This is a genomic window from Pseudomonas sp. FG36, from assembly GCF_057809275.1.
The window spans coordinates 114,562-125,365 of the sequence record NZ_JBMDJQ010000016.1 but is presented as its reverse complement, the minus strand read 5'-3'; the positions used below and the strand labels follow the sequence as shown (position 1 = coordinate 125,365).

Here is a 10,804-nt window from a genome sequence, read left to right as displayed (position 1 = left end):
GCTTTGCTTACTTTGGCCACGACCAAAGTAAGCCGCCGTAAGGGCGGAAAGGTGAATAAGCGTCGACATCGCAAATGAATGCGCATACAACTTCAATACAACCAAAAAACCAAAAAACCAGCAACTCAAAAAAAGATCACCGCGCTTCCATATGCGCAATCATCAACTGCACACTCTCATTCCCCCGAAACTCATTCACATCCAACTTGTAAGCCAACTCCACCCACCGCACTGTAGGATTCGGCCAGACCTCCCGGTCAATCCCAAAGGCAATCCCATCCAACCGCACCGCCCCACACTCGCTCTTGAGCACCACTTTCAGATGCCGCTCCCCGACAACCCGCTGCTCGACCAGCTGGAACACCCCGTGGAACAACGGCTCGGGAAAGTGCTGCCCCCAGGGCCCGGCATTGCGCAATGCCCGCGCCAAATCCAGGTGAAACTCCTCGACCGCCAACGTGCCATCCGACAACAACCGCCCAGTCAGGTCTTCCTCACGCAACTGCCGCCGCACCTCGTCGTCGAACGCCTCGGCAAACGCGGGGAAATTCTCGGCCGGCAAGGACAGCCCCGCCGCCATGGCATGCCCACCGAACTTGCTGATCAAGCTCGGATGCCGCGCCGCAACGGCGTCCAGCGCATCACGGATATGGAACCCCGGCACCGAACGCGCCGAGCCCTTCAACACCCCTTCCCCCGCATCGGCAAAGGCGATGGTCGGGCGGTGGTAACGCTCTTTCAGGCGCGAAGCGAGGATGCCGATCACCCCCTGGTGCCAGTCGGCGTCGAACAGGCACAAGCCATAAGGCATGGACTCGACCGGCAGATCCTTGAGCTGGGCCAAAGCCTCGCGCTGCATGCCCTGTTCGATGGATTTGCGATCCTGGTTCAGGCCATCCAGCTGCTGGGCCATGTCCAGCGCAAGCGCCGCGTCTTCGCACAACAGGCATTCGATGCCCAGGCTCATGTCGTCCAGGCGCCCGGCGGCATTGAGCCGCGGGCCAAGGATGAAGCCAAGGTCGGTGGAAGTGATGCGCTTGTGGTCGCGCCGCGCCACTTCGAGGATGGCCTTGAGCCCCGGGCGGGCGCGACCGGCGCGGATACGCTCCAGCCCCTGATGCACCAGGATGCGGTTGTTGGCATCCAACGGCACCACGTCGGCGACGCTGCCCAGCGCCACCAGGTCAAGCAACTCGCCGATATTCGGCTGCGGCTGCGTTTCGTAGCGCCCCAGAGTGCGCAATCGCGCACGCAGGGCCATCAGCACGTAGAAGATCACGCCGACACCGGCCAGTGACTTGCTGGAGAATGCGCAACCGGGCTGGTTGGGATTGACGATGGCGTCGGCGGCCGGCAATTGCTCGCCCGGCAGGTGGTGGTCGGTGACCAGCACCTTGAGCCCGGCGGCCTTGGCCGCGGCCACGCCATCGACGCTGGAGATACCGTTGTCCACGGTGATCAGCAACTGCGGCTGGCGCTCGAGCGCGACCGCGACGATCTCCGGGGTCAGACCGTAGCCATACTCGAAGCGGTTGGGCACCAGGTAATCGACATGGGCCGCGCCCAGCAAACGCAAGCCCAGCACGCCGACCGTGCTGGCGGTGGCGCCGTCGGCATCGAAATCACCTACGATGAGAATGCGCTGGCGCTGATCGAGCGCCTCGACCAGCAGCTCCACCGCCGCGTCGATACCCTTGAGTTGCTGGTAAGGCAGCAGGCGCGCCAGGCTCTTGTCCAGCTCGGCCTCGGACGCTACGCCCCGGGCGGCGTACAAGCGGGTCAGCAAGGGTGGCAGGTTGCCCAACAAAGGCAGGGGCGACGGCAGGGGACGTGGTTCGATACGCATGAGGTCTTCGCAATTCCGCTTTGTTTCAGGTCAGCCGCGCTCGCCAAGCAGCCATTGCAACTGCACTTCGTGCTGGCCACGGTCGTCGGTGACGAACACCGTGCCTTCGCTGATCATCACGTCCCACTTGATGGTACGCGGCATATCGGTGGCGAGGGTTTCCAGCACCTCCTGCGGCACGGCGGCAATGCTCAGGTTCTTCAGGCCCTTGACCGCGCCGAGTACCTTGGTCTCCCACACGCGCAGGCTGCCGTAGGCCAGCAGGCTGGTGCGCTCGGTACGCCGCGAGCACCAGGTCAGGCGATCGGCGTCGGGCTGGCCGACTTCGATCCAGTGCAGGATGCGATCGTCCAGGCTTTTTTCCCACAGGGCCGCCTCATCGACGTCCGACAGGCCACGGCCGAAGGACAGCTGCTCGTTGTACCAGAGGGCATAGCCCAGCAGGCGCACGGCCATGCGTTCTTCGGTTTCCGAAGGGTGGCGGGCGATGGTCTGGCGGACGTTCTCGTACACGCCGCGGTCGAGGTCGGTCAGATTCAATTCGAACTTGTAGGTGGTGGACGGCTGGGCCATGGGCAATAGGCTTCTTGCGGGGGGAAAGGCGCACAGTCTAACTGATCCCAGGCGCCAGCGCCGGTTCAGACAATGCCGATATACCTGCCGCCGCCGAGCTGTGATACAACCTGCGTCACGCCCAGACGCCACGGATGCCCCATGACAACGCCCAGCAAACCCCTCGCCGGCCTGAAAGTCATCGAGCTCGGCACCCTGATCGCCGGCCCGTTCGCCTCGCGGATCTGCGCCGAGTTCGGTGCCGAGGTGATCAAGGTCGAGTCGCCCGATGGCGGTGATCCGCTGCGCAAATGGCGCAAGCTGTACGAGGGCACCTCGCTGTGGTGGTTCGTCCAGGCGCGCAACAAGCAATCACTGACCCTCAACCTCAAGCATCCTGAAGGCCGCGAAGTGCTCAAGCGCCTGCTGGCCGAGGCCGACATCCTGATCGAGAACTTCCGCCCCGGCGTGCTGGAGAAGCTCGGCTTGGGCTGGGATGTGCTGCACGCCCTCAACCCGCGCCTGGTCATGGTGCGCCTGTCGGGCTTCGGCCAGACCGGCCCGATGAAGGACCAACCGGGCTTCGGCGCGGTTGGCGAATCCATGGGCGGCTTGCGCTACATCACCGGCTTCGAGGATCGCCCACCAGTGCGCACGGGGATTTCAATCGGGGACTCCATTGCCGCCCTGTGGGGCGTGATCGGCGCGCTGATGGCCCTGCGTCATCGCGAAGTCAACGGTGGCGCCGGCCAAGTGGTGGATGTGGCGCTGTACGAAGCGATCTTCGCCATGATGGAAAGCATGGTGCCGGAATTCGACGTGTTCGGTTTCATCCGCGAGCGCACCGGCAACATCATGCCGGGTATCACCCCTTCCTGCATCCATACCACCGCCGATGGCCGGCATGTGCAGATCGGCGCCAATGGCGATGCGATCTTCAAACGCTTCATGCAGGCCATCGGTCGTGACGACCTGGCCAACGATGCAGCCCTGACGACCAATGATGGCCGCGATGCCCGCCGCGACGAGCTGTACGGCGTCATCGATCGCTGGGCCAACGGCCTGCCGCTGGACAAGGTGATGCAGGTGCTCAACGACGCCGAGGTGCCGGCCAGCCGGATCTACTCCGCCGAGGACATGCTGGGCGACCCGCAGTTCCTCGCCCGCGAGATGTTCCTCCAGGCCCGCCTGCCGGATGGCAAGCCGTTCAAGATGCCGGGCATCGTACCCAAGCTGTCCGACACCCCCGGCTCCGCCGAATGGGTCGGCCCGGCCCTGGGCGAACATACGGCCCCGCTACTGGCCAGCCTGGGCTACGACGAAGCCGCCATTGCCCGCCTGCGCGCGGCCGGTACGGTCTGATCCGCGGCCCATGCGCATCCGCCACCTGCCCCTGCTGCTCTGCCTGCTGCTGACCGCGCTCGTGGCACAATCGACCGAGGCCCGGGAGCGCCTGCTGTGGCTGGTCCGCGACCTGCCACCGTTCACCATCTTCGAAGGGCCGGCCAAAGGCCAGGGCGTGATCGACCAACTGTTGCCCATGCTGATCGCGCAGATGCCCGAGTACGACCACCAGATCGTCCGGGTCAATCGCGCCCGAGGCATCCAGATGCTCCAGGAGCCCAGTTTCACCTGCGACCCGACCCTGCTCTGGACCCCCGAACGCGCCCGGTACGTGCATTTCTCCCAGCCATCGCTGGGCGTCCTGAGCAGTGGCCTGGTGGTGCGCACGCGCGACCAGGCGCTGCTGGAGCCTTTTCTGGATGGGCAACAGGTTGATCTTCAGCGGCTGCTGGCCCAGACCCGGCTCAAGCTGGGCATCGTCGCCGAGCGCAGCTACAGCGTGCAGGTCGATGATGTGCTGAAGCAGCTGCCAGACAGTGCCTTCAGCCGCCACTACGGCAACGATGCCACCGCCAGTCTGCTGCAGATGCAGCAGCTGGGGCGCCTGCAGCTAGTGCTGGGCTACTGGCCAGAAGTGCGCTACCTGATCCAGCAGCAGAATGGCTCGCTGGATGATTACCGCTTCTATCCCATCCGTGGCGTCGACCGCTATCAGTTCCTGCATGTGGGCTGCTCGGACACCGCCTTGGGACGCGAAGCGATCGCTCATATCGACCAACTGCTGCCCATGCTGCGCCGCGACACCTTGCCAGGCCTATATGCTCGCTGGCTGGATACGGAGCTGCAGGAGGACTACCTGGGCCAGGCCCTGCATTTCTTCGAGCAGGGCGAAGCGCCGGGGCGCTGAGCTGACGCGTAAAGACCAGCAAGGGTGCCGGTGGATTCAAGGCAAAAAGAAACCCCGGCCGCTGGGGAGGACGACCGGGGTCAAGCGAAAGCCCTTGGGACTTCCAGTGACAGCCTGGAGGGTACCGGAGCAAAGCACCATCAGGCTGCCCTTGCTGAGTCTGACGGGCCGGTCAGGCAAAGGTTCCGTGCATTTGCCTCTGATGCTGCAAGGCGGCGATCACACAGGGTTGCAGGCGGCCTTCGGCAATTTGCAGGTCACGGTGCAGACCATCGACCAGATCGACCAGCAATTGCTGCTCCACCAACTCTCGCTCACACACCGTACGCCGCAGGATCGGCAAACCGTGCTCATCGTGAATACTCAGGTGACGACAGCCACGGTTATCGACCGGTCCAAGTTCGGCCTGGTACGGGGTCAGGGCATCATTGAGCAGTCTGCAGATTCTTTCCATCCGGATCACTCGCTGGCTAGGGTAAGGAAACTGACCATCGGGGCCGACGGAAAGTTCGCCCTGCCCCCTCATCACGAGCATGCTCGGCCAACATGACAGTTTCGATGCTCCTCCCGCACCTTCCTGTCGAGGAGCGGACTACAGGCGCCCCAGTGCCTGCTCCAGGCCCACCATGGACATCGGCCAGGGCAGCTCGGCCAGGACATTCAAGCCCTGCTCGCGGGCCTCGAGCGCGAGGTCGATACCCCCAGCGTCGCCATAGCCGACAAACAGCAGCCCACCCGCGCAGGAGGCCTGCACCAGGTACTTGAACAGGCGCCGGGCATGACGCCTTGGCATTCCCTGATCAAGCACCAGCACATCAACGGGCTGCCGCCCCTGGGCCATGTGGGCCGTGGCTGCAGGCACGTCATCGGTGAGCCGGACGTTGTACACACCCTGGGCATTGAAGGCCTGATGCAACAGCATCTGATAGTAGGGCCGAGCCTGATGGATAAGAACATTGAGCTGATGCATGAGCCTCCCCCTGGAGCCGCGTGTCCTGTTGGTCAGGACGCCACTCTAGTAGGGGTATCCATCGAACTACATGGGAAATATCTGAAAGCCGTTGCCGTGTGTCTTGCGCCCACAAAAAAGCCCGTGCAAGACGGGCTTTCCTGTGAGTGGTGCCGATTACAGCGGTTTGCCGCGATTGCCATGCTGGCTGACGAAGGCCTGCACGGCCTTCAGGTCGTTGGCCAACACCGTGCAGCGCTCCTCGCGACTGAACAGATCGCTCAGGTGCGCCGGCAGCTCCAGGGCCTTGACGACACCGGCCTTCTCCACCGCCTCGGGGAACTTGACCGGATGCGCGGTGCCCAGCACTACCATCGGGGTGTCCAGGCTACGACGGCACTCGCGGGCAGCCTTGACGCCGATCGCGGTGTGCGGGTCGAGGACTTCACCGATGGCCTTGAACACTTCGGCGATGGTCTCGCAGGTCTGCTCGTCGGTCACCGCCAGCGAATCAAACAGCTTGCGCGCCTCGGTCCAGCGATCCTGCTCGACGCTGAAGCCGCCGCCTTGCTTGAAGGTGTCCATCAGCTGGGCAACCGCGGCACCATTGCGACCGTGCAGGTCGAACAGCAGGCGCTCGAAGTTGGACGAGACCATGATGTCCATCGACGGCGACAGGGTCGGGTGCAGGGCGTCCTTGACGTACTGGTTGCCGCTCATGAAGCGGTGCAGGATGTCGTTGCGGTTGGTCGCCACCACCAGCTGGCTGATCGGCAGGCCCATGTTGCGCGCCAGGTAACCGGCGAAGATATCGCCGAAGTTGCCGGTCGGCACCGAGAACGCCACCGAGCGCGCCGGGCCGCCGAGCTGCAGCGCGGCATGGAAGTAGTAGACGATCTGGGCCATGATCCGCGCCCAGTTGATCGAGTTGACCGCCACCAGGCGAGTGCCCTTGAGGAAGGATTGGTCGGCGAAGCTGGCCTTGACCATCTCCTGGCAGTCGTCGAAGTTGCCTTCGATGGCGATGTTGTGGATGTTGTCGCCGAGGATGGTGGTCATCTGCCGGCGCTGCACTTCCGACACGCGCTGGTGCGGGTGCAGGATGAAGATGTCGACGTTGTCGCAACGGCGGCAGCCTTCGATGGCGGCCGAGCCGGTGTCACCACTGGTGGCTCCGACGATCACCACGCGCTCGCCGCGCTTGACCAGCACGTGGTCGAGCAGACGGCCGAGCAACTGCAGGGCGAAGTCCTTGAAGGCCAGGGTCGGGCCGTGGAACAGCTCCATCACCCACTCGTTGCCGTTGAGCTGGCGCAGCGGCGCGACTGCGGCGTGGGCGAAGTTGCCGTAGGTCTCTTCGAGGATTTTCTTGAAGTCGGCGTCGGCGATGCTGCCTTCGACGAACGGGCGCATCACCCGGAAGGCCAGCTCGTGGTACGGCAGGCCAGCCCAGGAGGCGATCTCTTCCTGGGTGAAGCGTGGCAGGTTCTCGGGAACGTACAGGCCGCCGTCGCTGGCCAGGCCAGCCAGCAGGACGTCTTCGAAGTTCAGGGCCGGAGCCTGGCCGCGGGTACTGATATAGCGCATGGGTGCAAACCTTCGATGCTGGGCGCGGGCCGCCGTCGCGGCCCGCCGCCGGAATTAATTGAGCTGTTCGACGCGGATGCGCACGACCTTGCCGACCACGTCCTGGAGCGCTTCCAGGGCGACGATGGCGTCGTCGATGCGCTGCTCGACCACACGGTGAGTCAGCAGGATCATCGGCACCAGGCCATCCTGTTCCTCGGCTTCCTTCTGCATGATCGACTCGATGTTGATGCCACGCTCCGAGAGAATGCTGGCGACCTGGGCCAGCACACCCGGGTGGTCCTTGGCCTGGATACGCAGGTAGTAGGCGCTTTCGCAGGCTTCGATCGGCAGGATCGGGTGCGCCGACAGCGCATCCGGCTGGAAGGCCAGGTGCGGTACACGGTTCTCCGGGTCGGAGGTCATGGCGCGAACCACGTCGACCAGGTCGGCGACCACCGACGAGGCGGTCGGCTCCATGCCGGCACCGGCGCCGTAGTACAAGGTGGAACCGGCGGCGTCGCCATTGACCATCACCGCATTCATCACGCCATTGACGTTGGCGATCAGGCGATCGTTGGGGATCAGCGTCGGGTGTACACGCAGCTCGATGCCGTCGGCGGTGCGACGGGCCACGCCCAGGTGCTTGATGCGGTAGCCCAGGGCCTCGGCATAGTTCACGTCAGCAGTGGTCAGCTGGGTGATGCCCTCGGTGTAGGCCTTGTCGAACTGCAGCGGGATACCGAAGGCGATGGACGCCAGGATGGTCAGCTTGTGCGCGGCGTCGATGCCTTCGACGTCGAAGGTCGGGTCGGCCTCGGCGTAGCCCAGCGCCTGGGCTTCGGCCAGCACATCGGGGAAGGCACGGCCCTTGTCGCGCATTTCGGTGAGGATGAAGTTGCCGGTGCCGTTGATGATCCCGGCCAGCCAGTTGATGCGGTTGGCCGACAGGCCCTCGCGGATCGCCTTGATCACCGGGATGCCACCGGCCACGGCAGCTTCGAAGGCGACGATGACGCCCTTCTCGCGGGCCTTGGCGAAGATCTCGTTGCCGTGCACGGCGATCAGCGCCTTGTTGGCGGTGACCACGTGCTTGCCGTTTTCAATGGCCTTGAGCACCAGGTCGCGGGCGATGGTGTAGCCGCCGATCAGCTCAATGACGATATCGATCTCGGGGTTGCTCGCGACTTCGAACACATCAGCGGTAATGGGGGTACCGGTAATCTGGCAGTTCGGGTTCTGCGAGCGCATGGCAATCTGTGCCACTTCAATACCGCGCCCGGCACGGCGGGCGATCTCCTCGGCGTTGCGCTGAAGTACATTGAAGGTTCCGCCACCGACGGTCCCCAACCCACAGATGCCTACTTTGACCGGTTTCACTGTGAACTCCCCATAGAACGGCCGGCACCTGCGCCGACCGTGAAACATGCCGTCACCCCATGACGACGGCGTACTGAATTGGTTACTTGCTCTCGGCCAGGGCCAGTTTGGCCACTTGCGGCGCCGGCTGGTAGCCCGGAATCACCTGGCCATTCTGTAGAACGATCGCCGGCGTGCCATTTACACCAATCGACTGGCCCAGCTGGAACTGCTTGCTGACCGGGTTGGCGCACTTGGCAGCCTTGATTTCCTTGCCATCGACCATCTTGTCCAGCGCCGCGCGGCGATCGCTGGAGCACCAGACCGCCTGCAATTGCTCGTCGCCCGGCGAACCCAGGCCCTGGCGCGGGAAGGCGACGTAACGCACTTCGATACCGCGGCGGTTGAGCTCCGGCACTTCGGCGTGCAGCTTGTGGCAGTACGGGCAGGTGGTGTCGGTGAACACGGTGATGTGCGACTTGGTCTCGCCCTTGGCCGGGTAGACCACCATCTCGCCGGCCGGAATACCGTTGATCAACTTGGCGATGCCCTGGCGCTCGGTCTTCTCGGTGAGGTTGACCGGCTTGCCGTCCTGGATCTGGAACAGGTAGCCCTGCATGACGAACTGGCCGTCGGCGCTGGCGTACAGCACGCGCCCACCTTGCAGCTTGACCTCGTAGAGGCCATTGAGCGGGCTGCTGGCAACGCTTTCGATCGGTACCTCCAGCTGGAGGTTCTGCAACGACTTGCGAATCGCCTGCTCGGCACCGGCATTGGTATCGGTGGCCGCGGCGAAGGCAAAGGTACTGGCCAGCGCCAGGGCGGCGGCAGCGAAAATCTGGGTCACGCGCATGGGAACTCCTGAAGGCGGACAGGGGGCCGGATGCAGCACGCCCGTGCTGAAATCGGGGTGTCATTGCGGCCCTCGGTGCAAACCGCCCAAGCCTACCACAGAAGCGAGGGCGGTCGAGGCGTGCTTGATCGGGAGCGCAAAGCTGCGTGCGCCAGGGGCGGCGGTTACCTCAGCTATCAATCACCGTCTACCAGCAATACCTCATCTGCATCACTGGAAACCTTCAGAAAATCAACCAAAGCAAGCACATCGCAACCAATGTCCTGTAACAGCAGCGCAATCAACATCTTCTGCTGCCTGGGATAAATCCTGGATCGACCATAAGGATCGATATAAAGCCCCGTCTTTTCACGCAATTCATTGAAGGCGCCCTGCACACGCTTCACCTCAGCGTCACTCAATTGAAGGGAGGGCTTGTCGCCTAACGCGTCCGACAGATAGGAGATGTCCAGCATTACAAAATCCTTAACCTTTACTTTTATCAACCGAAATTAACGTGGTAGAGCGTCTTGCCAGGCAGGACGGCTTTCCCGCCTGATTGCTCATCAGTCCGATGCACTGCGACCTCTACTGCCTTTCTCCTATCTCCAGCCTCCACAGGCTATCCGGCGAACCCGCTTTGGTTCGACTTTTGTGCAGCGCTCAGGTCAATTGGGCGCGGCGTAGAATAGCGCGCAGTTGATGAGCCAATTCCTGATGTTACCGACGAATTTTGTTCAGGTTTCCCAGTACGTAGTCGCAATTACCTTTGGCGCCAGGCTCTATCGCCTGCAACCGGGTGAAAAATTTGCGGGCGTGCTCGCTCATGACCCTGACAAATTCATCTTTATCGACTGCAACAGAAACCTCACTATGGCAGGTGACGCTCACCTGCAAACGACCGTTGCTGGGGGTCAGATTGACTTCGATGGGCTGGTCAGGAAAATAACATCTAAACGATTTGCCTTCACTGATGTGTAGCAACCCTTCTGACAAATAGCTCCACAGGTCGTCGACGTAATCAAACATGCTTTTGTCAATAAGCGGTGTGCCATCAATCGTAAGAACCAGCGACCCTTCGATAGACGCCTGGCCATTAAATCCTCCTTCATATTCGGCCGTTTACCCGTCTTTACATAGGTTTCAATAATAATTTTATTCTTCATTTTGGATACAACTGCCCTACTCTGCCGTTATCGGCGCAGCGTGATATTCACTGATTTTTCAGCATCGGCATGCTGTTGATAACCCGGTTGGTGACCTCGCCGAACGGAGCGTAGTCGCCGGACCAGCGCAGCTGGCCCTGCTCGTTGGTGCACTCCAGCGGGGGCGCTGTTCAGGTCGCAGTGCAGCTACAGGAATCCCGCTCACCATAGGCCGTGCTTAATTGAACGGAGATTAAATAAAAAACCTGGAGAATCAGAATTTCTTTCCCAATTTATTAAAAAT

At 62.5% G+C, this 10,804-nt stretch carries 12 protein-coding genes; 2 read left to right on the top strand and 10 right to left on the bottom strand.

Annotated elements, in window-relative coordinates; all coding sequences use genetic code 11:
- Positions 1–136: 136 nt before the first annotated feature.
- Together recJ and ACODS9_RS14725 are read right to left on the bottom strand one after the other, a co-directional pair.
- Positions 137–1,846 (bottom strand): single-stranded-DNA-specific exonuclease RecJ, encoded by a 1,710-nt coding sequence (recJ, locus tag ACODS9_RS14730; RefSeq protein ID WP_489094133.1) that lies wholly within the window; start codon positions 1,844–1,846, stop codon positions 137–139.
- A 30-nt stretch (positions 1,847–1,876) separates the two neighbouring features.
- The gene (locus ACODS9_RS14725; RefSeq protein ID WP_046854377.1) at positions 1,877–2,419 is read right to left on the bottom strand and encodes a YaeQ family protein; all 543 of its coding nucleotides are present in this window, start codon (positions 2,417–2,419) and stop codon (positions 1,877–1,879) included.
- A gap of 141 nt (positions 2,420–2,560) precedes the next feature.
- Here ACODS9_RS14725 and ACODS9_RS14720 point away from each other — a divergent pair, with 141 nt between their 5' ends.
- Both ACODS9_RS14720 and ACODS9_RS14715 read left to right on the top strand, forming a co-directional pair.
- Positions 2,561–3,760, top strand: a complete 1,200-nt coding sequence (locus ACODS9_RS14720; RefSeq protein ID WP_489094132.1) for a CaiB/BaiF CoA transferase family protein — start codon at positions 2,561–2,563, stop codon at positions 3,758–3,760.
- Positions 3,761–3,770: 10 nt separating this feature from the next.
- Entirely contained in the window at positions 3,771–4,649 is an 879-nt protein-coding gene (locus tag ACODS9_RS14715; protein ID WP_489094131.1) for a TIGR02285 family protein, read from the top strand.
- A gap of 172 nt (positions 4,650–4,821) precedes the next feature.
- Here the strand turns inward: ACODS9_RS14715 and ACODS9_RS14710 are convergent, their stop codons facing one another.
- The 8 genes from ACODS9_RS14710 to ACODS9_RS14675 all read right to left on the bottom strand — a co-directional run bounded on the left by ACODS9_RS14710 (position 4,822) and on the right by ACODS9_RS14675 (position 10,679).
- A complete protein-coding gene (locus ACODS9_RS14710; protein ID WP_489094138.1) occupies positions 4,822–5,103 on the bottom strand; it encodes a DUF3509 domain-containing protein in 282 nt (93 codons plus the stop codon).
- Between the two features lie 138 nt (positions 5,104–5,241).
- Positions 5,242–5,619: a response regulator gene (locus tag ACODS9_RS14705; RefSeq protein WP_046854373.1), complete on the bottom strand. Its 378-nt coding sequence runs from the start codon at positions 5,617–5,619 to the stop codon at positions 5,242–5,244.
- Between the two features lie 156 nt (positions 5,620–5,775).
- A complete protein-coding gene (thrC, locus tag ACODS9_RS14700; protein ID WP_489094130.1) occupies positions 5,776–7,185 on the bottom strand; it encodes a threonine synthase in 1,410 nt (469 codons plus the stop codon).
- A 54-nt stretch (positions 7,186–7,239) separates the two neighbouring features.
- The gene (locus tag ACODS9_RS14695; RefSeq protein WP_023630110.1) at positions 7,240–8,544 is read right to left on the bottom strand and encodes a homoserine dehydrogenase; all 1,305 of its coding nucleotides are present in this window, start codon (positions 8,542–8,544) and stop codon (positions 7,240–7,242) included.
- A gap of 82 nt (positions 8,545–8,626) precedes the next feature.
- Entirely contained in the window at positions 8,627–9,376 is a 750-nt protein-coding gene (locus ACODS9_RS14690) for a DsbC family protein (RefSeq protein ID WP_023630109.1), read from the bottom strand.
- A gap of 176 nt (positions 9,377–9,552) precedes the next feature.
- A complete protein-coding gene (locus ACODS9_RS14685; protein ID WP_489094129.1) occupies positions 9,553–9,831 on the bottom strand; it encodes a hypothetical protein in 279 nt (92 codons plus the stop codon).
- 244 nt (positions 9,832–10,075) lie between these two features.
- Positions 10,076–10,384, bottom strand: coding sequence for a hypothetical protein (locus ACODS9_RS14680; RefSeq protein ID WP_489094128.1), 309 nt, complete (start codon positions 10,382–10,384; stop codon positions 10,076–10,078).
- A gap of 184 nt (positions 10,385–10,568) precedes the next feature.
- Positions 10,569–10,679: a hypothetical protein gene (locus tag ACODS9_RS14675; RefSeq protein ID WP_489094137.1), complete on the bottom strand. Its 111-nt coding sequence runs from the start codon at positions 10,677–10,679 to the stop codon at positions 10,569–10,571.
- Positions 10,680–10,804: the final 125 nt, after the last annotated feature.

Bases quoted from the DNA above. Each gene is read 5' to 3' on its own strand.
- recJ (WP_489094133.1), bottom strand. From the start codon at position 1,846: ATGCGTATCGAACCACGTCCCCTGCCGTCGCCCCTGCCTTTGTTGGGC.
- ACODS9_RS14725 (WP_046854377.1), bottom strand. From the start codon at position 2,419: ATGGCCCAGCCGTCCACCACCTACAAGTTCGAATTGAATCTGACCGAC.
- ACODS9_RS14720 (WP_489094132.1), top strand. From the start codon at position 2,561: ATGACAACGCCCAGCAAACCCCTCGCCGGCCTGAAAGTCATCGAGCTC.
- ACODS9_RS14715 (WP_489094131.1), top strand. From the start codon at position 3,771: ATGCGCATCCGCCACCTGCCCCTGCTGCTCTGCCTGCTGCTGACCGCG.
- ACODS9_RS14710 (WP_489094138.1), bottom strand. From the start codon at position 5,103: ATGGAAAGAATCTGCAGACTGCTCAATGATGCCCTGACCCCGTACCAG.
- ACODS9_RS14705 (WP_046854373.1), bottom strand. From the start codon at position 5,619: ATGCATCAGCTCAATGTTCTTATCCATCAGGCTCGGCCCTACTATCAG.
- thrC (WP_489094130.1), bottom strand. From the start codon at position 7,185: ATGCGCTATATCAGTACCCGCGGCCAGGCTCCGGCCCTGAACTTCGAA.
- ACODS9_RS14690 (WP_023630109.1), bottom strand. From the start codon at position 9,376: ATGCGCGTGACCCAGATTTTCGCTGCCGCCGCCCTGGCGCTGGCCAGT.
- ACODS9_RS14685 (WP_489094129.1), bottom strand. From the start codon at position 9,831: ATGCTGGACATCTCCTATCTGTCGGACGCGTTAGGCGACAAGCCCTCC.
- ACODS9_RS14680 (WP_489094128.1), bottom strand. From the start codon at position 10,384: ATGTTTGATTACGTCGACGACCTGTGGAGCTATTTGTCAGAAGGGTTG.